Here is a 19,174-nt window from a genome sequence, read left to right on the forward strand (position 1 = left end):
CCCCTACGCGGACGCGGCGCGGGCCGTGCTCCGCAGGAGCCGCACCGTCGCGGCCGCCACCACCGCGACGCCGCCCAGGTGGAAGGCGGCGAGGTGGGCGAGCGCCAGGTTTGCGCCGCAGGTCACCTGCAGGGCCGCGTCCGCGACGAGCGCGCCGGCGAGCGCGCCGCCCGCGAGCGCGCGCCGGGCCGGAACGCCCGGGATGCGCCGGGCCAGGGCCCAGGCGAGGAGGCCCACCGCCGCGGCAGCGCCCAGCTCGATCGCGACGCAGAGCGCCCCTTCGCCCGCGTCGAGCCCGCCCCCCCCGCCAGCCGCGAGCGCGGCGAGCCCCGCCGCGGCCGTGCCGAGCGCCGCGTGGCGCGCGGCGAAGCGGTGGGCCGTCGCGGCCAGGGCGAGGGCGGCCGCAGCGAGCCCGGCCGAGACCACCAGGTCCGTCGGGGCAAGGGACGCGTGCCGCGCGGCGAGGACGAGGAGGCCGCCGACCATCGCGGCGCCCCCCGCGACCGTCCACGGCAGGAGCCGAACGGCGCCGCCGCCCCGGCTGGCCTCCACCCGTGCATGTGCCGGAGCGCCTCCGGCCAGCGCGTCGAACCGGGCGAGCAGGTCGTCGCGCATCCCCACCGGCACCTCGGGCGGAGGGAGCCGCCCGATCGCGAGCCGGGTGGCCTCGAGCTGATCCACGAACGCCCGGCAGCCGTTGCAGCCCGCGAGGTGGGCGTCGATCGCGCGACGCGTCCCGGCATCGAGCCGCCCATCCAGGAGCTCGGACGCCTGCTCGGCGATCTGGCGGCACGTCGGCGTCATGGCTCCCTTCCCAGCCGCGCTGCGAGCGCCTCCCGGATCCGGACCCGCGCCCGGTGCAGGAGCACCCGCTGGTTCGTCACCGTCACGCCGAGAAGATGACAGAATCTCCTCGGTCTCCAGCCCCTCCACGTCGCGGAGCGTCAGGACGGCGCGCTGCGCGTCCGGGAGCTCCCGGATGGCGGCCTCGATGGCCGCGCGGGTCTCGGCGCCCAGGGCCAGCTGCTCGGGGTCGGTCTCGGTCCAGCGGCCCGGCGCGATCGCCCAGCCGCCGCCGGAGGCGAAGCGCTCGGCATCGGCGGAAGGCGAGGCGCCGCCGTCCTCGTCGCCGAGCGCGGAGAACGGGACCGTGCGGCCGTCGCGGTGGAAGCGCGTCCGCGCCTTGTTCACGAGGACCCTGAACAGCCAGGTCCGCACCGACGCCCGGCCCTCGAAGCCGGCGAGGCCGGTCAGGAGAGCGATCCAGGTCTCCTGCACGACCTCCTCTGCCGCGGCCGCATCGCGAAGCAGCGAGCGGGCCACCCGGAGCAGCGAGCCGGCGTGGCGGTCGACGACGGCCGCGAACGCGGCGCGATCACCCTGCCGCATGCGCTCGAGGAGCGCGGCGTCGTCCGCCTCGGGGCGTGGTTGCAGCGGGGAGGGCTGGCCGGGCATCGGGGATCGCGAGGGGCCAGTGTGGTCCGGCGCGCGGCCGGCTGTCGGGCTCAGAAGGGGCGGGGGCGCGCGCGGGCGCGAGGCGGCGCGACGCCGCTCGGGGGGCGACGTCCGGGCGCGCGAGCGCGAAGCCGAAGCGTGGCCGCCCCCCGCCGGCCGTCGTCCCTCGACCCCGAGGAGGCTCACGCGCGCTCCCCAGGCGCCGCCGGAAGCCGGAAGGCCGCGACCCAGCCCTCGTCCAGCCAGGAGGCGAGCGCGGCGAACGCGGCGGCCGCCGGATCCTCTCGGTCGGCGAATGCGGCGCAGATCGCGGAGACCGGGCGGCCTGCGCGCGCGAGCCGGAGGGCCCGCGCCTCGTCGAGCTCCACCACCGCGTGGAACACGTCGAGCCCCGCGCGCCAGACCACCACCGCGGTCGGCGCCGCGACGGCCGCTCCCGCGGCCTCGCCCGCCTCGAGCCGGCGCCACAGCGCGGCCACGTCGTGATCGAGGGCGAGCACCCGGAGCGCCGGCACGAGCACGATGCTGGTGTCGGGGAACGCCGCCGGCCCGAGCGCGGCGAGCGACGCGTGCGCGGCGGCCGTCGCCGGCGCCTCGAAGAACACCTCGGCGCGCGCCCACTCCAGCGCGGCGAGGTCGCCGAGATCGGCGCGCTCCGGCGCAGGGAGCCGGCGCAGGAAGCGGGGGAGGTGGCGGCCGTGCTGACCGAGGTCCGGGCGGTCGGGGGGATGCGCGCGCGCGTACGCGCCGGCGAGCGCGAGGAACCGCGCGTCGCCGAGGAGCGACGCGAGCTTCGGGTAGTCCTCGCGAAGCGAATCCGCGAGGCGCCAGCCGTACATGTCGGCGTAGATGCCGGCGCGCTCGGCCGCGGAAAGCTCGCGCGAGCCCACGAGGAACGCCTCGGCGGCGAGCGGCGGGGAGGGGGCGCGCGTCGCGAGCGCGTGGAACGCCGCCTGGAGCTCGACGAGCCGCGTCACGCCACCCTCCGGCCCGGGGCGAGGAGCTCCTCCTCGACGGCGCGGGCGCGCCGGCTCTCCTCGACGAGCCGCTCGCGTGTTCGGCGTGTGGGCGGGGATCGCGATCGCGTCCGCCGTCGCGGCCCTGCTCGGCTTCACCGTGTTCCGGGCCTTCCCGCCGGGCGTGGTCGCGGGGACGACCGCGACGGCCGCCGGCGCGATCCTCGCGATGCTCGCGGACACCATGATCCCGGAGGCGTTCGAGAACGCGCACGACGTCGCCGGGCTCGTCACGGTGTTCGGCTTCTTGGGCGCGTTCGTGCTCACGAAGCTGGGAGGGTGACCATGCTCCCGACCAGGAGGCACACCGCCGCGCTTGAGTCGCCCGGGCGGGCCGCGATACACGCAAGGTGTGAACCCACCTCCCCTGCGCCCGATGACGGTCCGCCTGCTCGCGTCCGGCTGGGCGCTGGGCGTCCTCGGGATCCTCGCCCTCGCCGCCGGCCATCAGTCGCTCCCGGAGCACATCCCGCTGTACCGGGTGCCGTGGACGGGCGCGGCGCTCCTCGCCCCGAGGTCGATCGTGTCGGTCGGCCGCATCGCGGCCATGGGCCTCGCACAGCTCGGCGCCACGACGGCGACGGCCGCGTCGGCGCGCGGCGCGGAGGGCTGGGAGCGGTTCTGGGGCTGGGCCGCAGTGGCGGCCGGGGCCAAGACGCTGGCGGAGTGCCTCGGGCTGTTCGCTCCGCCGGCCACGGCCGCCGAGCGGGTGGCGTTCGTCGCCGCCGCCGCGCCGGTCGCGCTGTTCCTCCTGGCGGCGGTCCGCTGGTGGCGGCGCGAGGCCCTCCGCGCGCCGCCGCGCCTTCACGGGCGGCCGGCGCTGGGCCTGTCCGTGGCGCTGGTGCTCTGGGCCGCTTCCGCGGTGGCGCCGCGCTTCGTGGGCTGAGAGCACGTGGACCCATCCCCTCCCGGCCGGCGCGGCGGAACGGCCAGGACCCGACCACGCTCACCCGGATCCACCGCGCGCGAGGTGCGGGAGCTGAAGCGCCTCCTCCGCCTCGTCTTCGAGAACGTCGTTCAGCGAAGGACCGCAGCATCCAACCCCGCAGCCCACCCCAGGAGCTCGCCATGAAGGACAAGGTCGCCGTCGTCACCGGCTCGAGCCGCGGCATCGGAGCCGCCATCGCGAAGGCGCTCGCCCGCCAGGGCGCGAAGGTTGCGGTGAACTACGTGGCGAGCCGCGCGAAGGGGCAGAAGGTCGTGGACGAGATCGTCGCCACGGGGGGACGCGCCATCCTGGTTCGCGCCGACGCCACCGTCCGGGCGGAGGCCGAGGCGATGGTCCGCGGCGTGGAGGCGGAGCTCGGCCCCGTGGACATCCTCGTCAACAACGCGTCCATCGGGTTCCCGGTCGTCCCGTTCGCCGGGTACGCCTGGGAGGACTTCGAGCGCAAGGTCAACGGCGAGGCGAAGGCCAGCTTCTTCACCTGCCAGGCGGTGATCCCGGGGATGATCCAGCGGCGGGGCGGCTGCATCGTCAACGTGAGCAGCACGCTGTCGCGGTTCCCGGGGCCCGGCTTCGTCGCGCACTCCAGCGCCAAGTCCGGGCTCGACGGCTTCTCCAAGGCGCTCGCCCTGGAGCTGGGCCCGCACGGCATCCGCGTGAACGTCGTCGCGCCGGGCCTGACCCTCACCGACGCGACGCGCGACCAGCCGGCGCAGTTCCACGAGGCGGTCGCGGCGCACACGCCGCTGCGGCGGCTCGCGGAGCCGGAGGACATCGCCGGCGCCGTCGCCTTCCTCTGCTCCTCCGCAGCGCGCCACGTGACGGGCGTCTACCTGCCGGTGTGCGGCGGCGCGCACATGATCTAGCCGCGGCGACGGGCGCGCAGCGGGGGCCGCGCGGCTCGACCCGCACGGCACGGTGAACCCCCGGAGCGAGCGGCTAGGATCGCTGCGCGATGGGGACGTCCTACCGTCTCGCGTACTGGCTCGGGTTCACGCCTTGGGAACGGCAGCCGCTGCCGCCGGAGCTCGAGGCGCTCGTCGAGGGGCCGGGCGCGCTCCCGCCGGGCAAGGCGCTCGACCTCGGGTGCGGGAGGGGCGCGCACGCCGTCTACCTCGCGAGCCACGGGTGGAAGGTGACCGGGGTGGACCTGGTGACGGGCGCCCTCGAGAAGGCGCGCCGGCGGGCAGCGGAGGCGGGCGTGGACGTGCAGCTCCTCGAGGGCGACGTGACGCGGCTCGGCGCGCTCGGCCTCTCGCCGGGGTACCGCCTGGTGCTCGACGCCGGCTGCTTCCACGGCCTGAGCGACCCGGAGCGCGCGGCCTACGCGCGAGGCGTGACCGCGCTCCGCGCCCCGGACGCGGTGGCGCTGCTCTTCGCGTTCGCGCGGGGGTGGCGCGGGCCGGCGCCCCGGGGCGCGAGCGCCGAGGACGTCGCCTCGGCGTTCGGGCCGTCGTGGCGGCTGGTGCGGTCGGAGCCGGCGCGGGAGTCACGGCTCCCGCGCCCGCTGAAGAACGCGAGGCCGATGTGGCACCTGCTGCGGGCGTCGTGAGGTGAACGGCCTCACGCGGCCGCGCCGCCGTGCATGCGGCCGCAGCCGTGCCGGCGCGGAGCTTCGTGCAGCAGGATGGCGAGCCGCTCGCGCTGCGCGGGGTCGAGCACGCCGTGGACGCGGGCGATCGCCTCCGCGACGCGGGCCCGGAGCGCCGAGGCGCTCGCGAGCCGCGCGTCGATGGCCTCGCGGACGCGCGAGGCGTCGAGCGTGGGGGCGACGATGAGGTCGGCGAGATCTCCGCGGAGCGGGTGCGCGTCGGCGCGGAGCGCCCGGAACGCCTCCGAGAGCGCGTCGAGCTCGGCGCGGACGGCGCGCTCCTGCTCCGGCGTCGCGCCGATGCGGCGCAGGAGCCAGCCGGCGCGCGCGGGGCCCCGGTGACGCCACCGGCGGAAGGCCGCGGCGCGGACGAGGCCGGCGGCGAGGAGGACGGCGAGGGCGCCGAGGGCGCCGGACAGGAACGAGCTCATGGGCGAGGCCTCCGTGAACGTCACCGGCGCATGATCGCGCCCGCCCTTGTACGGCGCGCGTCGTGATCGTGAAGAAGCGTGAAGGTGGCGCTCGCTGCGTGCGCCGCCACGCCGGGACCGCCATCTTGCGGGGCGGGAGGTGTACCGATGCCGAAGCTTCGCTTGCTCATGTCCCTCGAGGCAGCAGCGTTCCTCGCCGCCGCGCTCGTCCACGCCGGCATCCTCGTCGGCGGGTACGAGCACCCGAAGGCCCGCGTCGCGGAGACCGTCATCGCGCTCGTGCTCCTCGCCGGCGTCGGCTGGAGCCTGCTCCGCCCGGACCGGTCCCGGCGCGCCGCGGTGGCGTCGCAGGGCTTCGCGCTCGTGGGGACGCTGGTCGGGCTCTTCACGATCGCGGTCGGCGTCGGTCCGCGCACCGCGCCGGACCTCGCGTTCCACGCGGGCATCCTCGCGGTGCTGACGGCCGGCCTGCTCGCGGCGCTGCGCGCCCGCCCCGCCGTCACGCGGGCGGCGTGAGGCGGGAGCGCCGCGTCAGCCGCCCTCCGCGTCGAGGAACGGCTCGACGGCCGCGGTCATCGCCGGCGACTCGAACACGTCGTAGTGCGTGAGCCCGGGCAGGATCGCGAGCCGCGCCTTCGACACGCCGCTCCGGTCGAGGCCGCCGTCGCGGTGGCCGCCGCCGAGCAGCTGGAAGAACTGGACCACGTGCTCGGGACGGACGGCGTCCGCGTCGGCGTAGACGAGCAGGGTGGGCGCGGCGAGGCGCGCGATCTCGGCCGACCAGTCGTACGGCAGGGTCCCGAGCTCGCCCATCTTGTCGAGGAGGTCCGGGAAGCGCTCGGGCTGCGGCGCGATGGCGGCGTACGTCTGGTAGGCCGGCGACGGCCGCATCGGCCCGGCGAGCGCGCGGCCGAGGTGCTGGAACGCCGCCTTCACCTCGGGGTACCACCCCGCGTCGGCGAACGGCACCGACACCAGCACCAGCCGGCGGACGCGCTCCGGGTGCTGCACCGCGGTCCGGAGCGCGACGCGGCCGCCGAAGGAGTAGCCGAGGAGGTCCGCGCGTGGGATCTCGAGCCGGGCGAGCAGCGCGGCGACGTCGTCGGCGAGCCGCTCGAACCGGAGCGGACGGTCCACGTCGGCGGTGCGGCCGTGGCCCTGGAGGTCCACCGAGATCACCCGCCGGCGCGCGGCGAGCCGCTCGGCGACCGGCGCGTCGAGCGCGGTGTTGTGCAGGCCGCCGTGCAGGACGACGAGCGGCGTCCCGCCGGCGCCACGGATCTCGTAGTAGAGGCGAAGGCCGTCGATGTCGGCGTATCCGGAGGCGTTGATGCGTGTGGGGGTGGTCATGGTCGTCTTCTCCGGGGTCACCGGACGCTGGGGGCCGGCCGCCGCGCAGGCGCAGAGGACCGACGCGATGGCCGGCGGGATCTCATCGCGCTCGCCCCGATCGGAGCGCAAGGCGCGCAGGCATCTGCGCTCACCGCGGCCGCGCAGCCGCCTCGCGCAGCCCGCCGGTCGAGCCGCCGAGCCGCAGCAGCAAAAGGGGCAACTCACCGTCGCGCGGCGTCGCGGGTGGACTTTACAGAAAGTTAAGGCTATACACTCCGCTCCCCGGCCCACTCTGGGCTGGGCGCGAGCGGCGCCACATCGCCGCCCGAGAACGAGAAAGTGTCGTGACATAGATGGCTACCGGTACCGTGAAGTGGTTCAACGATGCGAAGGGCTTCGGCTTCATCACGCAGGACGGCGGCGGCGAGGACGTGTTCTGCCACCACACCGCCATCCAGGCCGAGGGCTTCCGGAGCGTCGCCGAGGGCCAGAAGGTCGAGTTCGACGTCGCCAAGGGCCAAGGGCCTGCAGGCGGCCAACGTCCGCCCGCTCTGATCTGCTGACCTGTTGATCCGCTTCGCAGCGGAGACGGAGCCCGGCCTCACCAGGCCGGGCTTCGCCGTTTCCTGGGCCCACCGCGCCGGCCGCTCGGGCGCGCGCCTACCCAGCAAGGGCCAGTTCCGCGCCGGCGCGCGGCGCACCCCCCTCCTCGAGCCTACAAGAGAGACATGAACGAGAACTTCGGCGAGATGAAGGCGCGGCTCCGCAAGCTCACCGAGCGGCTCACCGGCGAGCCGGACCGCATGCTCGGGAACCTCGAGTTCGCGCGCGCCGTGAGCCAGGCGCAGCGGCTCCTGCGCGACGGGGACCGCACGCGCGAGCCCTCCCAGGCGCTTCGCGCGGCCATCGACAAGGCGGAGCAGCTCGGGCGCTCGGTGCGGGAGGGCTGACCCGGCGTCCGCGCCGACGCGGGTGGGGAGCCGCGACGACCCCGCCCGCACCCGTGGTATGGTTCACCGATGCGCCCGAGACCCCTGCTCGCCGTGCTCGCGCTCGTCGCCGCGACGCCTGTCCGTGCCGAGCCGCCGACGCCCGAGGTCGCGCTCACCTTCGCCTGGCCGGCGGCGCTCGACGCCCGCTTCGAGCTGCACCGCGTGCGCCGTCAGCCCGGGCAGCCGGAGCGCTCCGTCGAGGGCAGGTTCACCGGCCGGTTCGAGGGCCGGGCCGCCGGGAAGGAGCTCCGCCTCGGGTATCGCGACATGGAGGGAGCGGAGGCCGCAGGGCTGGACGGGGCGACGCGCGCCCTGCTCCGCTCCCTCGAGCGGATCACGGCCGTGATCGACGGCGACGGCGGGCTCGTCCGCCTGGAAGGCATGGACCGCGCCGTCGAGCTGATGGGGGGAATGGTCGCCGACCTGCCGGAGAGCACGCGCGGCGAGCTCATGCGGATTGCTCCGGCGGCGATGCAGAAGGACTTCAGCGAGACGTGGTCCATGCTGGTCGCCTTCTGGTCCGGCGGGAGCCTGGAGCCGGGCGCGACGTACGAGCTGAAGGCCGACGCGCCCGTGGCGGTGCTCCCCGGCGAGCGCATCCGGATGGAGACGCGGTACTCGCTGCGCAGGGTGCTCGACTGCCCCGGGGCGAAGGGCCGCCGGTGCGTGGAGCTGTGGTTCCGGAGCGCGCCCGAACCGAAGGACGTCGAACGGATCAGCCGGGCGATGTTCGAGAAGCTGAAGGTCGGTGGGGCCACGGCGGGCATGGGCCCGCCCAGCGTGATCGCCGAGGCGGTGCTGATCACCGAGCCCGACCGGCTCGTCCCGCATCGGCTGGAGGTCACCCGCAGCACGAAGGTCGCGACCCCCGACGGCACGGTCCACGAGCGCGTGGACTCGAGCACCTGGACGTACCGGTACTGAGCGCCTACAGGCGCTCCGACGGCTCACCTCGGCGGCGACCCGCCGCCTCAGGGGTCGGAGGCGCCGGCGACGGGCAGCCGCCACCCGCGGCGCAGCGCCATGAAGCGGAGGCCGAAGCAGAGGAGCGCGCCGGTGGTGGTGGCGACCGAGGACGGGACGCCGAGCCAGCTCCCGACCACCACCATGGTCGCGCCGGCCAGGGCGGCCACGGCGTAGATCTCCGCCCGCAGCACGGTGGGGACCTCCGCCACCAGCAGGTCGCGCACGACGCCGCCCCCGATCCCGGTCAGCGTGCCGAGCAGCGCGGCGGGGAGCGGCCCGAGGTGATACACGAGCGCCTTGTGCGTGCCGGCGACCGCGAACAGCGCCAGGCCGGCGGCGTCGAAGAGCTGCACCGGGTTCCGGAGCCGGTCCACGCTGGCGTGCGCCGCGAGCACGACCACGCCGGCGAGGAGCGAGATCGCGAGGTAGCGCCAGTCGGCCAGGGCGGCCGGCGGGACGGCGCCGATGAGCACGTCGCGGATGATCCCGCCGGAGCTCGCTGCCACCAGGGACAGCACCAGCGCCCCGAAGACGTCGAGCCGGTGCTTCACGGCCGCGGCGGCGCCGCTGAGGGCGAACACGAACGTGCCGCCGAGGTCGAGCGCCACCGGGAGCACGCCGAGATCGACGGTGAACTGCGTGACGGTCACGGCGCGAGCCAGCCCATCGCGGCGGCCACCGCCGCCTCGACGCCCGTGCGCAGCGTCGGGTGGAGCACCGGCGCGAAGCGCGGGTTGTGGTTGGTGGGGAGCTCTCCCATCCGCCCCGCCGCCTGGGCCTTCCGGTAGGTCTCGGGGTCGGTCCCGCCCACGAACCAGAACACGGAGGGCACGTGCCACTGCGCGCCGAAGCAGCCGAAGTCCTCGCTCGCGGAGGTCGGCGCCACCTCCTGCACGCGCTCCGCCGGGAAGCTCAGGCGGAACCGCTCGACCACGCGGCGGGTCGCCTCCGCGTCGTTCCGGACGGCCCCGTACCGGTCGAGCGGCGTGAGCTCGGGCGGCCTCGGCGCGCCGGACGCGGCCGCCTCGGCCTTCACGATGCGCTCGATGGCGGCGAGCACCCGGGCGCGGACGCCCTCGTCGAACGTGCGCACGTTCAGCTTGATGAGCGCCTCGTCGGGGATGACGTTCTCCTTCGTGCCGGCCTGCAGCGCGCCCACGGTGACGACCGCCGCCTCGCTCGCCGCGAGCTCGCGGGAGACGATGGTCTGGAGGCGGAGCACGGTCGCGGCGGCCATCACCACCGGATCGATGCTGGCCTGGGGCATCGACCCGTGCGCGCCGCGCCCGAACAGCCGGATCTGCAGGCTGTCGCCGGCGGAGGTCATGACCCCGGCGCGCCAGCCCAGCACGCCCGCCGCGCCGACCATCACGTGCTGGCCGAGCACGACGTCGGGCCTGGGGAAGCGCGTGAACAGGCCGTCGTCGATCATCGCCTGCGCGCCGGTGGCGATCTCCTCGGCCGGCTGGAACACGGCGAGGAGCGTGCCCCGCCAGGCGTCGCGGGCGCGGCCGAACAGCGCCGCGGCGCCGGCCAGCCACGCCACGTGCATGTCGTGGCCGCAGGCGTGCATCACCGGGACGCTCCGGCCTTCCGCGTCGGTCGCCGTGACGTCGCTCGCGTAGGGCAGGCCGGTCAGCTCCTTCACGGGCAGCGCGTCCATGTCGGCGCGCAGCATCACGGTGGGGCCGTCGCCGTTGCGCAGCAGGCCGACGACGCCGGTCTTCCCAATCCCGGTCGTCACCTCGAAGCCCGCCGCGCGGAGCCGCTCCGCCGCGATGCCCGCGGTCCGGGTCTCCTGCATCGAGAGCTCCGGGTGCGCGTGCACGTCGGTGTAGAGCTTCTCCAGATCCGGGAGCAGTCCGTCGAGCGGGGCGAGCAGCCCGCCATCATCGAGTCCGTCGGCCATGTCGAGCCTCACGCATCCGCCGCGCAGGTGACGCGAGATCGGATGCTAGCGGGCCCCCCGCCGCGCCGACCGGCTCAGGCGAGCCCCCCTGTCCGGCGGAGGGCCGCCGGGTCGCGCGAGGCCGCCGCGCCCGGTCAGCGCGGGCGGGCCCTCGCCGGCCCGGCCAGCTCCCGCGCGACGTCCACGAACGCCCTGAGCGCCGGGGACACCTGCGCGCGGCTGGGGAAGTAGAGGAAGAAGCCGGGCACCGCCGCGGCGTACGGCTCGAGGACGAGGCGGAGGCGCCCGCTGCGCAGGTCGTCCGCGAGCTCCGCCTCGAACATGTAGAGGAGGCCGACCCCGGCCACGGCCAGGGCCCGCATCAGCTCCGGGTCGTTCGTGGTCACGGTCCCCCGGACGGGAACGCGCCAGGACTTCGTCCCGCGCTCGAGCTCCCAGGCGTAGAGCCCGCCGTGCGTGCTCGAGCGGATGCACAGGCAGTCGTGCTGGAGCAGGTCCTGCGGCCGCTCCGGCGTCCCGCGCCGGGCGAGGTACGAGGGCGCGCTCGCCACGACGAAGCGGCCGGGCTCGGTCAGGCGCACCTGGACCATGTCGCGCTCGATCGCCTCGGTGAGGCGGATCCCGGCGTCGAGCCCCTCGGCGACGATGTTCACGAAGCGGTTCTCCACCTGCACCTCCACCTCGACGCGCGGATGCCGCTCGATGAATCGGGGCAGCAGGCGGGCGAGGACGGGCGTCACGGCGGTGCTGGGCACGGTGAGCCGCACGCGGCCGGTGACCTCGCCGGGCCGGACGGACACGGTCTTCAGCGACTCCACGGCCTGATCCACCGCCGCGCCCGCGTTCTCGAGCAGGCGCTGGCCCGCGTCGGTGAGCGCCACGGTGCGCGACGTCCGCGTGAGGAGCGTGACGCCGAGGCGCGCCTCGAGCTGCCGCACCGACTGGCTCAGCGCGGAGGTGGAGACGCCGAGGTCCCGGGCGGCCGCGGCGAAGCTCCGGCGCCGCGCGACCGCGATGAACGAGTTGAGCGCGTTGAGCGGCGTGAAGGCCATGGTGAGCTTCCTCTCCCTTGCCGGATGGCGTGGGGCCGGCCCGATCCTACGCTCCCCCGGGCGGCCGCCGGGGAGGGAGTCGCGGGCGGAACGCGCATGGGGCGTTCGGGAAATCTTCACGGCACGCCGCGGGCGACTCGCGACAGAATGGTGGGCGGGACGTGCCCGCGGCGGGGTCGCCGGGAGCGGGGCGTCCGGCTCGCATGCTCGTCTTCGAGATCATCATCGGGCTGCTCCTCGCCGGCGCGGCCCTCACGGCGCTCTCGCGCCGGATCGGGACCCCGTACCCGGCGCTGGTGGCGCTCGCGGGCGCGGCGATCGCGCTCGTGCCCGGCACGCCGACGCTGGTCCTCGAGCCGGACCTCGCGCTCACGCTCTTCCTCGCGCCGGTGCTCCTCGACGCGGCCTACGACGCTTCCCAGCGCGACCTCCGCGCGAGCTGGCGCACCGTGGCCGGGCTCGCCGTGGGCGCGGTCGCCCTGACGGTCGTGGTCGTCGCCGTCGTCGCCCGCGCGCTCGTGCCGGGCATGCCGTGGGCGGTGGCGGTGGCGCTCGGGGCGATCGTGGCGCCCCCGGACGCGGCGGCCGCGACCGCGGTGCTCGGCCAGCTCCGCCCACCGCACCGCCTCATGGTCATCCTCGAGGGCGAGAGCCTCTTCAACGACGCCAGCGCGCTCCTCGTCTACCGGCTGGCCGTGGGCGCCGCCGTCGCCGGCGCGCTCACGCCGGCGCGGATCCTCCCGCTGCTGCTCGTCACCACCGCCGGGAGCGTGGCGCTCGGGTACGTGCTCTCCCGCGTGATCCCACCGCTCATCGCGCGGATCGAGGACGTCCCCATCGCCGTGGTCGTCCAGTTCTGCGGGACGTTCGCGGTCTGGATCCTCGCCGAGCGGCTCCACCTCTCGGGCATCCTCACCGTCGTCGTGTTCGCCATGGCGAGCGCCCAGCGGGCCGCGGGCCAGATGGCCGCGCGCGTCCGCATCCCGTCGTATGCCGTCTGGGGGTTCGCCGTCTTCGTGCTGAACGTGCTCGCGTTCATCCTGGTCGGCTTCCAGCTGAAGGCCATCCTCGGCCGGATCGACGCGCCCACGCTCCTCCGGTACGCCGGCGTGGCGGGGGCGGTGTGCCTCGCCGCCGTCCTCGCGCGCATCGCCTGGGTGTCCGCCACGGCGGCGGTGAGCCGGCTGCGCTGCCGGCCCACCGAGGACGGCTCGAAGGCGCGGCCGGACGCGGTCGGGCTCTCGCCGCGCGGCGCCGCGGTGGTCGGCTGGTGCGGCATGCGCGGGATCGTGACCCTCGCCGCCGCGCTCGCGCTGCCCACCGGCGCCCGGGGCGCGCCGGCGTTCCCGCACCGCGACCTCGTCGTGTTCACCGCGTTCGCGGTGGTGCTCGGGACGCTCGTCCTCCAGGGGATGACGCTCCGCCCGCTCATGCGCGTGCTCCGCCTCGAGGGAGACGGCTCGGTAGACCGGGAGGTCCGGGTCGCGCGGGTCGAGACGCTGCGCGCCGGCCTGTCGGCGACCGGCGGGGCGGCCGCCGATCCGCTCTCGGACGTGCTGCGCCGGCGGTACGAGGTGATGCTCCGGGGCGCCGAGGCGGAGCTGCGCGGCGGCGGCGCCTCGCAGGGGCCGCCGGCCGGCGGCGACGGCGACGCGCGCACCGGCGGGGCGGCCGTGGCGCGCCGGGCGGTCGAGGCGGAGCGCGGGCGGCTCCTCTCCCTGCGGGCGGAGGGGACCATCGGCGACGCGGCGTTCCAGCGCGTCGAGGAGGAGCTCGACCTCGAGGAGCTGAGCCTGCGGCGGCTGGCGCGCGACGACGCGCCGGAGGCCTCGTGACGGCTCGCGGCCCCATCCTGCTCGTGGAGCGGCTGTGCAAGACGTACGGCGCGGCGCCGGCCGTGGACGGGATCTCCTTCCACGTCGCGCCCGGCGAGATCGTCGGCCTGCTCGGCCCGAACGGCGCGGGCAAGACGACCACCATCAGCATGATCCTCGGCGTGCTCGCGCCGACCGCGGGCGGCATCCGCATCGACGGCATCGACCTGGCGCGCCGCCGCTCCGAGGCGCTCGAGCGCACGAACTTCGCGGCGGTGTACGCGCCGCTCCCCGGGAACCTGACCGTCTCCCAGAACCTCACCGTGTTCGGCCTCCTCTACGGCGTCCGCGACGTCCGCGCCCGCGTCGAGGCGCTGCTCGCGGCGCTGGACCTCGTCGCGTTCCGCGACACGAAGACCGGCGTGCTCTCGTCGGGCGAGCAGTCGCGGGTCACGCTCGCGAAGGCGATGCTGAACGCGCCGCGGCTCCTCCTGCTCGACGAGCCGACCGCCTCGCTCGACCCGGCCGTCGCGCGCGAGCTGCGCGCCCGCATCCGCGGGGTGGCGGCGCGCGAGGGGCAGGGCGTGCTGTGGACCTCGCACAACATGCGCGAGGTCGAGGAGGTCTGCGACCGGGTGCTGTTCCTGTCCCACGGCCGGATCCTGCTGGAGGGCGATCCGCGCAGGCTGCCGGGCGAGCACGGGCGCGCGTCGCTCGAGGACCTGTTCATCACCGTCGCGCGCGAGCCGCTCGCGCTGGAGCAGCCGTGATCGGGCCGCGCGTCCGGCGGGTGTCGGCGGTGGTGCTGCGGCAGGCGTACCTGCTGCGCGGCAGCCCGGCGCGCATCCTGCCGCTCTTCGCCTGGGTGGCGATCGACGTCGTGCTCTGGGGCTTCATCTCCCGCTACCTGAACCTGGTCGCCGCGTCCGGGCTCGACTTCGTCCCGCTGCTCCTCGGCGCCGTCCTGCTCTGGGACTTCTTCTCGCGGGTGATGCACGGCGTGACCATGGCGTTCTTCGAGGACGTGTGGTCGCGGAACTTCCTGAACGTGTTCGCGACGCCCATGACCACCGGCGAGTACGTCTCCGGTCTGGTGGTGTCGGCCGTCCTCACGAGCACGCTCGGGCTCGCCGTCATGCTCGGCCTCGCCACGGCGGCGTTCGGGCTGTCGTTCGCGGCCTACGGGCTCGCCATCCTGCCGGCGCTGCTGATCCTGTTCCTGTTCGGCATCGCCCTCGGCATCCTGGGCTGCGCGATCGTGCTCCGGCTCGGCCCGGCGGCCGAGTGGCTGATCTGGCCCATCCCGGCGGTGCTCTCGCCGTTCGTGGGCGTGTTCTACCCGATCGCCACGCTGCCGCGCTGGATGCAGGCGGTCTCGTGGCTGCTCGCGCCGTCGTACGTGTTCGAGCAGCTCCGCGCGCTCACGGCCGGCCGCCCGGTGTCGTGGGGGGCGCTCGGCGTGGGGGCGCTCCTGGCGGCCGCGGCCATCGTGCTCGCGGCGTGGGCGTTCGTCCGCGTCTACCGCCACGCGGTCCGCACCGGGCTCCTGGCGCGCTACAGCGCCGAGACGGTGAGCTGACCGCGCCGGGCGCCCGTCAGGACCGGCGGCGGGCGCGCGCGGCCGCGTTCACGACGCGGTACCGGACCCACAGCAGGTCGCCCGGGCGGCGCTCCGCCGAGAGAAGCCGCAGGCGCGACCTGGGCCCGGACGCGCCGGCGTCGAACAGGGCGGGCGTGCCGACGCTCCCGTCGGCCACCGGCGCGACGACCAGGCTGAGCTCGTCGATCACGCCCGCGGCGAGGAACGAGCCGTTGATCTTGCCGCCGCCCTCGAGGAGCAGCCGGCGGATGCCGAGGCGCGCGCGGAGCTTGCGGAGGACCGCCGGCAGGTCGATCCGGTCCCGGCCGCCGAACAGGTACGACACGCCGCGGTCGCGCAGGAACGCGAGGTGGCGATCCGGGACGCGCTCGGTGAGGACGGTGACGGCGTGCTCCTCGTCGATGGCGCTCGACTCCCAGCGCAGCTTGCCGGAGGGGTCGAGGGCGATGGCGTACGAGGGCGCGTCCGCCCGGGCGACGAAGTCGGTGCGGGGGATCCGCACCCGGCGCCCGCCCGGCGGCAGCGGCGCCCGGCCGGCGTACGGCTTCATCGAGACGCGGCCGATGATCCACCCGTCGGCCGCGAGCGCCCGGTGGATCCGCTCGTACTCCGCGCTCAGCCGCGCGGACCCCGGCCAGCGGTCGGTGACGATGCGCCCGTCCACCGACGGGCCCATGTGGCAGATGACGTACGGCCTTCCGGACCGGCCGGACGGCCTGGCGCGCTTCGGGGACATCGTCGTGACCTCCGTCTCGCCGCGGGCCCGGCCCCCGGCGGCTCGATCCTACCGCCGCGCGGGAGCCGGCGCCGGCTCACCCCGCCTGGAGCGAGGCCATGTCGATCGAGAAGCGGTACTTCACGTCCGACCGGAGCATCCGCTCGTAGGCCTCGTTCACCTTCTGCATCGGGATCACCTCCACGTCGGCGGTGATGCCGTGCTCGCCGCAGAAGTCGAGCATCTCCTGCGTCTCGGCGATTCCGCCGATGGGCGACCCGGAGATGCTGCGGCGGCCGAGGAGCAGGCCGAACGCCGCCACCGGGAGCGGCTTCTCCGGCGCGCCGACGAGCGTCAGGTTGCCGTCGCGGCGGAGCAGGTTCACGTACGCGTTGAGGTCGTGGTCCGCGGCGACCGCGTCGAGGATGAAGTCGAAGCTGCCGGCGTGCCTGCGCAGCGCGTTCGCGTCGCGCGAGAGCACCACCTCGTGCGCGCCGAGGCGGAGCGCGTCCTCGCGCTTGCCCGGCGAGGTCGTGAACACCACCACGTGCGCGCCGAGCGCGCGCGCGAACTTCACGCCCATGTGGCCGAGCCCGCCGAGCCCGACCACGCCCACCTTCTTGCCGGGCCCGACGCCCCAGTGGCGGAGCGGCGACCAGGTGGTGATGCCGGCGCACAGGAGCGGGGCGGCCGCGGCGAGGTCGAGGCGCTCGGGCACGCGCAGCACGAAGTGCTCGTCCACCACGACGCTCCCCGAGTAGCCGCCGTAGGTCACGCCGCCGAGGTGCCGGTCCGGCGCGCCGTAGGTGAGCGTCTGGCCGGGGCAGAACTGCTCGAGGCCGGCCCGGCACTCGGGGCAGGTCCGGTCCGAGTCCACCATGCACCCGACGCCGACGAGGTCGCCGGCCGCGAAGCGCGTGACCTCGGCGCCGACCCGCGTGACGCGGCCGACGATCTCGTGGCCGGGGACGCACGGGTAGACGGTGGACGCGAGGCTGCTCCACTCGTTGCGGACGGTGTGCAGGTCCGAGTGGCAGATGCCACAGTAGAGGATCTCGATCTGGACGTCGCGCGGGGTGGGGTCGCGGCGCGGGATGGTGGTGGCGGCGAGCGGCGACGTGGGGCTGGTGGCGGCGTAGGCCTTGGCGTGGAACATGGGTCTTCCTCCGGGGCTCGCCGCGGCTCCACCGGGAGCCGGGCGGCGGGGAGGAACCTACGCGCGCGCGCGGCGGCCCGAAACGCGCGGAACGCGCATGGGCCGTTCAGGAAACCTTCACGACGCGCGAGGGGCTCAGGCGGCCGGGTGCGGCGGGTGGCCGGGCCGGTTCGCCACCCGCGCGATCCGGCCGGCCAGCCCGCGCAGCAGCACGTACGGCAGGATCGCGAGCACGATCGCGACGACCACGAGCTGCAGCGGCCGCAGGCCCCTCAGCACCAGCACCTGGTACGCGAGGTCGAGCACCAGCGCCAGCAGGACCACGCGGACGATCGACCTCCAGCCGGAGCGGATCGCCTCGCCCCGGTGCGCGGGATCCGTGAACAGCGACCAGAAGTACGCCGGCCGCCCCTCGCGCGCGTCGCGCACGCCGTCGCGGGCGGCGAGGAGGAGCGCCATCGCAGGCTGCAGGTAGTACCGGAACGCGAGCGGGCCGCCGGGCCGCTCGGCGAGCTCGCGCCACCAGGTGGTGAGCAGGTCGTCCATGGGATCCTCCCGCGCCGCGGCGCGGCGCCCGGCCACCGGTGTCAGTGGTTCCTGCTGCCCGTCGCCTCCTGCAGCTGCTGCAGCACCGCCTTCAGGTCGTACCGGGTCGGCTTCTGGCGCGGCGGGTAGCGGGTGAAGTCGGCGAGCTCCCTGGCGACGACCAGCTGCGACTCGTAGAGCCTGAAGAGCTTGCTGATGAACCAGTCCCAGTAGGTGTTGGACTCCTCGTCGGCGCGCTCGAACGGATCGCGGCGGAGGTTGTAGAGCTTCGGCATCCGCAGCGGCACGAAGGGATCGCTCCAGCACTGCATCCGCTTGGTCCGCTGCTCGGCGTAACTCAGCTTCCAGTCCCCGAAGCGGATGGCGAGGAGGTCGCCGTCGTCGCTGACGTAGAAGAACGCGTCGCGCGGGCTCTCCTTCACCGCGCCGGTGAGGTAGGGGAGGAGGTCGTGGCCGTCGAGGTGGACGCGGAACGTCCGGTCGCCGATCGGGTAGCCCTCGAGGAGCTTCGACTTCACCGCCGGGTCGCCGGCGGCCGCGAGCAGCGTGGGCGTCCAGTCCTGGTGGCAGGCGATGCCGTTCAGGATCGTCCCCGCCGGGAAGTGGCCCGGCCAGCGCACGAAGCACGGCACCCGCCAGCCGCCCTCCCAGTTGGTGTTCTTCTCCGAGCGGAACGGCGTGATGCCCGCGTCCGGCCAGCTGTTGTAGTGCGGCCCGTTGTCGGTCGAGTACTGGACGATGGTGTCGGCCGCGATGCCGAGGTCGTCGAGCTTCCGCAGGACGCGCCCGACGTTCTCGTCGTGGGCGACCATGACGTCGTTGTACTCGCCCTGGCCGCTCTTGCCGCGGTGCTTCTCGGCGCAGTGCGTCCGGAAGTGCATCGCGGTGGTGTTGTACCAGACGAAGAACGGCTTCCCCTCGCGGTGGGCGCGCTCGATGAACTCGAGCGTGCGGTCGGTGATCTCCTCGTCGATCGTCTCCATCCGCCTGCGGGTCAGCGGGCCGGTGTCCTCGATGCGCTGACCGCCCTTGCCGTCGGACCAGGTGTGCAGCACGCCGCGCGGGCCGAACTGCTCCCGGAACGCCGGGTCCTTCGGGTAGTCGGGATCCTCGGGCTCCTCCTCGGCGTTCAGGTGGTAGAGGTTCCCGTAGAACTCGTCGAAGCCGTGGACCGTCGGCAGGAACTCGTCCTTGTCGCCGAGGTGGTTCTTGCCGAACTGCCCGGTCGCGTAGCCGAGCGGCTTCAGCAGCTCGGCGATGGTCGGGTCCTCCGGCCGGATGCCCAGGTCGGCGCCCGGCGTGCCGACCTTGGTGAGGCCGGTGCGGATCGGGTTCTGCCCGGTGATGAAGGCCGCGCGGCCGGCGGTGCAGCTCTGCTGGCCGTAGTAGTCGGTGAACGCCACCCCCTCGTTCGCGATGCGGTCGATGTTCGGCGTCCGGTAGCCCATCTGGCCGCGGTTGTTGAAGCTGAGGTTCCACCACCCGATGTCGTCGCCCCACAGGATCAGGATGTTCGGCTTGCCCCCTGGCATGGTCCACCCCCTGCCACGTTCGCGAGCCGACTCTACGCTCGCGCGATGCGTGCGCGGCGCGGCACGGGATCGTCGCCTCGGCGCGGTAGCGCGCCGGCGGCGGTGCTCATGGGGGCGCGCG

At 75.1% G+C, this 19,174-nt stretch carries 21 protein-coding genes and 1 pseudogene; 11 read left to right on the forward strand and 11 right to left on the reverse strand.

The genetic code is table 11. The features are described 5' to 3' along the window. Window positions 1-3: 3 nt before the first annotated feature. Window positions 4-1,455, reverse strand: a complete 1,452-nt coding sequence (locus ACOQFB_RS04340) for a sigma-70 family RNA polymerase sigma factor (protein WP_494492469.1) — start codon at window positions 1,453-1,455, stop codon at window positions 4-6. 182 nt (window positions 1,456-1,637) lie between these two features. Then, window positions 1,638-2,432: an HvfC/BufC family peptide modification chaperone gene (locus ACOQFB_RS04345; RefSeq protein ID WP_421608755.1), complete on the reverse strand. Its 795-nt coding sequence runs from the start codon at window positions 2,430-2,432 to the stop codon at window positions 1,638-1,640. 76 nt (window positions 2,433-2,508) lie between these two features. Here ACOQFB_RS04345 and ACOQFB_RS04350 point away from each other — a divergent pair, with 76 nt between their 5' ends. From ACOQFB_RS04350 to ACOQFB_RS04365, 4 genes are all read left to right on the forward strand, one after another. Next, window positions 2,509-2,754 (forward strand): hypothetical protein, encoded by a 246-nt coding sequence (locus tag ACOQFB_RS04350; RefSeq protein ID WP_421608756.1) that lies wholly within the window; start codon window positions 2,509-2,511, stop codon window positions 2,752-2,754. A gap of 93 nt (window positions 2,755-2,847) precedes the next feature. Next, a complete protein-coding gene (locus ACOQFB_RS04355; protein ID WP_421608757.1) occupies window positions 2,848-3,357 on the forward strand; it encodes a hypothetical protein in 510 nt (169 codons plus the stop codon). Between the two features lie 182 nt (window positions 3,358-3,539). Continuing rightward, window positions 3,540-4,283 (forward strand): SDR family NAD(P)-dependent oxidoreductase, encoded by a 744-nt coding sequence (locus ACOQFB_RS04360; protein ID WP_421608758.1) that lies wholly within the window; start codon window positions 3,540-3,542, stop codon window positions 4,281-4,283. 89 nt (window positions 4,284-4,372) lie between these two features. Further along, window positions 4,373-4,969 (forward strand): SAM-dependent methyltransferase, encoded by a 597-nt coding sequence (locus ACOQFB_RS04365; protein WP_059435844.1) that lies wholly within the window; start codon window positions 4,373-4,375, stop codon window positions 4,967-4,969. Window positions 4,970-4,980: 11 nt separating this feature from the next. Here the strand turns inward: ACOQFB_RS04365 and ACOQFB_RS04370 are convergent, their stop codons facing one another. Continuing rightward, window positions 4,981-5,463, reverse strand: a complete 483-nt coding sequence (locus ACOQFB_RS04370; RefSeq protein ID WP_421608759.1) for a Spy/CpxP family protein refolding chaperone — start codon at window positions 5,461-5,463, stop codon at window positions 4,981-4,983. Between the two features lie 123 nt (window positions 5,464-5,586). On the opposite strand from ACOQFB_RS04370, the gene ACOQFB_RS04375 reads away from it, so the two are divergent. Further along, window positions 5,587-5,955, forward strand: a complete 369-nt coding sequence (locus ACOQFB_RS04375; protein ID WP_421608760.1) for a hypothetical protein — start codon at window positions 5,587-5,589, stop codon at window positions 5,953-5,955. Between the two features lie 15 nt (window positions 5,956-5,970). On the opposite strand, the gene ACOQFB_RS04380 is transcribed toward ACOQFB_RS04375, so the two are convergent. Further along, on the reverse strand, window positions 5,971-6,789 hold the full coding sequence (locus tag ACOQFB_RS04380; protein WP_421608761.1) for an alpha/beta fold hydrolase: 819 nt from the start codon (window positions 6,787-6,789) through the stop codon (window positions 5,971-5,973). Between the two features lie 335 nt (window positions 6,790-7,124). On the opposite strand from ACOQFB_RS04380, the pseudogene ACOQFB_RS04385 reads away from it, so the two are divergent. The 3 genes and pseudogenes from ACOQFB_RS04385 to ACOQFB_RS04395 all read left to right on the forward strand — a co-directional run bounded on the left by ACOQFB_RS04385 (window position 7,125) and on the right by ACOQFB_RS04395 (window position 8,687). Then, window positions 7,125-7,326, forward strand: a pseudogene (locus ACOQFB_RS04385) (cold-shock protein). A 173-nt stretch (window positions 7,327-7,499) separates the two neighbouring features. Continuing rightward, a complete protein-coding gene (locus tag ACOQFB_RS04390) occupies window positions 7,500-7,721 on the forward strand; it encodes a hypothetical protein (RefSeq protein WP_059435842.1) in 222 nt (73 codons plus the stop codon). A 69-nt stretch (window positions 7,722-7,790) separates the two neighbouring features. Next, a complete protein-coding gene (locus ACOQFB_RS04395) occupies window positions 7,791-8,687 on the forward strand; it encodes a hypothetical protein (protein WP_059435841.1) in 897 nt (298 codons plus the stop codon). A gap of 47 nt (window positions 8,688-8,734) precedes the next feature. Here the strand turns inward: ACOQFB_RS04395 and ACOQFB_RS04400 are convergent, their stop codons facing one another. The 3 genes from ACOQFB_RS04400 to ACOQFB_RS04410 all read right to left on the reverse strand — a co-directional run bounded on the left by ACOQFB_RS04400 (window position 8,735) and on the right by ACOQFB_RS04410 (window position 11,690). Next, a complete protein-coding gene (locus ACOQFB_RS04400; RefSeq protein WP_059435840.1) occupies window positions 8,735-9,379 on the reverse strand; it encodes a trimeric intracellular cation channel family protein in 645 nt (214 codons plus the stop codon). Continuing rightward, entirely contained in the window at window positions 9,376-10,638 is a 1,263-nt protein-coding gene (locus tag ACOQFB_RS04405) for a M20 family metallopeptidase (protein ID WP_059435839.1), read from the reverse strand. The genes ACOQFB_RS04400 and ACOQFB_RS04405 overlap by 4 nt, the downstream gene beginning before the upstream one ends. A 134-nt stretch (window positions 10,639-10,772) precedes the next feature. Then, window positions 10,773-11,690 (reverse strand): LysR family transcriptional regulator, encoded by a 918-nt coding sequence (locus tag ACOQFB_RS04410; protein WP_059435838.1) that lies wholly within the window; start codon window positions 11,688-11,690, stop codon window positions 10,773-10,775. A gap of 203 nt (window positions 11,691-11,893) precedes the next feature. On the opposite strand from ACOQFB_RS04410, the gene ACOQFB_RS04415 reads away from it, so the two are divergent. From ACOQFB_RS04415 to ACOQFB_RS04425, 3 genes are read left to right on the forward strand one after another with little or no spacing between them, the layout of a single operon-like run. Beyond that, window positions 11,894-13,525, forward strand: coding sequence for a cation:proton antiporter (locus ACOQFB_RS04415; protein ID WP_421608762.1), 1,632 nt, complete (start codon window positions 11,894-11,896; stop codon window positions 13,523-13,525). Next, entirely contained in the window at window positions 13,522-14,274 is a 753-nt protein-coding gene (locus ACOQFB_RS04420; protein ID WP_059435836.1) for an ABC transporter ATP-binding protein, read from the forward strand. Before ACOQFB_RS04415 ends, ACOQFB_RS04420 begins: the two co-directional genes overlap by 4 nt. Beyond that, on the forward strand, window positions 14,271-15,083 hold the full coding sequence (locus tag ACOQFB_RS04425) for an ABC transporter permease (protein WP_059435835.1): 813 nt from the start codon (window positions 14,271-14,273) through the stop codon (window positions 15,081-15,083). The genes ACOQFB_RS04420 and ACOQFB_RS04425 overlap by 4 nt, the downstream gene beginning before the upstream one ends. A gap of 16 nt (window positions 15,084-15,099) precedes the next feature. Here ACOQFB_RS04425 and ACOQFB_RS04430 read toward each other — a convergent pair whose 3' ends face one another. The 4 genes from ACOQFB_RS04430 to ACOQFB_RS04445 all read right to left on the reverse strand — a co-directional run bounded on the left by ACOQFB_RS04430 (window position 15,100) and on the right by ACOQFB_RS04445 (window position 19,053). Then, window positions 15,100-15,840, reverse strand: a complete 741-nt coding sequence (locus ACOQFB_RS04430; RefSeq protein WP_421608763.1) for a RibD family protein — start codon at window positions 15,838-15,840, stop codon at window positions 15,100-15,102. 76 nt (window positions 15,841-15,916) lie between these two features. After that, complete coding sequence (locus tag ACOQFB_RS04435) at window positions 15,917-16,975, reverse strand: NAD(P)-dependent alcohol dehydrogenase (RefSeq protein ID WP_059435833.1); 1,059 nt, start codon at window positions 16,973-16,975, stop codon at window positions 15,917-15,919. Window positions 16,976-17,110: 135 nt separating this feature from the next. Then, window positions 17,111-17,521, reverse strand: a complete 411-nt coding sequence (locus tag ACOQFB_RS04440) for a hypothetical protein (protein WP_421608764.1) — start codon at window positions 17,519-17,521, stop codon at window positions 17,111-17,113. Between the two features lie 41 nt (window positions 17,522-17,562). Next, complete coding sequence (locus ACOQFB_RS04445) at window positions 17,563-19,053, reverse strand: arylsulfatase (protein WP_421608765.1); 1,491 nt, start codon at window positions 19,051-19,053, stop codon at window positions 17,563-17,565. Between the last annotated feature and the right edge of the window lie 121 nt (window positions 19,054-19,174).

Origin of the sequence: Anaeromyxobacter sp. Red801 (genome assembly GCF_049201065.2) — a bacterium.
GTDB lineage: Bacteria > Myxococcota > Myxococcia > Myxococcales > Anaeromyxobacteraceae > Anaeromyxobacter.

Bases quoted from the DNA above. Each gene is read 5' to 3' on its own strand.
- ACOQFB_RS04340 (WP_494492469.1), bottom strand. From the start codon at position 1,455: ATGCCCGGCCAGCCCTCCCCGCTGCAACCACGCCCCGAGGCGGACGAC.
- ACOQFB_RS04435 (WP_059435833.1), bottom strand. From the start codon at position 16,975: ATGTTCCACGCCAAGGCCTACGCCGCCACCAGCCCCACGTCGCCGCTC.
- ACOQFB_RS04365 (WP_059435844.1), top strand. From the start codon at position 4,373: ATGGGGACGTCCTACCGTCTCGCGTACTGGCTCGGGTTCACGCCTTGG.
- ACOQFB_RS04405 (WP_059435839.1), bottom strand. From the start codon at position 10,638: ATGGCCGACGGACTCGATGATGGCGGGCTGCTCGCCCCGCTCGACGGA.
- ACOQFB_RS04395 (WP_059435841.1), top strand. From the start codon at position 7,791: ATGCGCCCGAGACCCCTGCTCGCCGTGCTCGCGCTCGTCGCCGCGACG.
- ACOQFB_RS04430 (WP_421608763.1), bottom strand. From the start codon at position 15,840: ATGTCCCCGAAGCGCGCCAGGCCGTCCGGCCGGTCCGGAAGGCCGTAC.
- ACOQFB_RS04415 (WP_421608762.1), top strand. From the start codon at position 11,894: ATGCTCGTCTTCGAGATCATCATCGGGCTGCTCCTCGCCGGCGCGGCC.
- ACOQFB_RS04410 (WP_059435838.1), bottom strand. From the start codon at position 11,690: ATGGCCTTCACGCCGCTCAACGCGCTCAACTCGTTCATCGCGGTCGCG.
- ACOQFB_RS04355 (WP_421608757.1), top strand. From the start codon at position 2,848: ATGACGGTCCGCCTGCTCGCGTCCGGCTGGGCGCTGGGCGTCCTCGGG.
- ACOQFB_RS04390 (WP_059435842.1), top strand. From the start codon at position 7,500: ATGAACGAGAACTTCGGCGAGATGAAGGCGCGGCTCCGCAAGCTCACC.
- ACOQFB_RS04440 (WP_421608764.1), bottom strand. From the start codon at position 17,521: ATGGACGACCTGCTCACCACCTGGTGGCGCGAGCTCGCCGAGCGGCCC.
- ACOQFB_RS04445 (WP_421608765.1), bottom strand. From the start codon at position 19,053: ATGCCAGGGGGCAAGCCGAACATCCTGATCCTGTGGGGCGACGACATC.
- ACOQFB_RS04375 (WP_421608760.1), top strand. From the start codon at position 5,587: ATGCCGAAGCTTCGCTTGCTCATGTCCCTCGAGGCAGCAGCGTTCCTC.
- ACOQFB_RS04360 (WP_421608758.1), top strand. From the start codon at position 3,540: ATGAAGGACAAGGTCGCCGTCGTCACCGGCTCGAGCCGCGGCATCGGA.
- ACOQFB_RS04380 (WP_421608761.1), bottom strand. From the start codon at position 6,789: ATGACCACCCCCACACGCATCAACGCCTCCGGATACGCCGACATCGAC.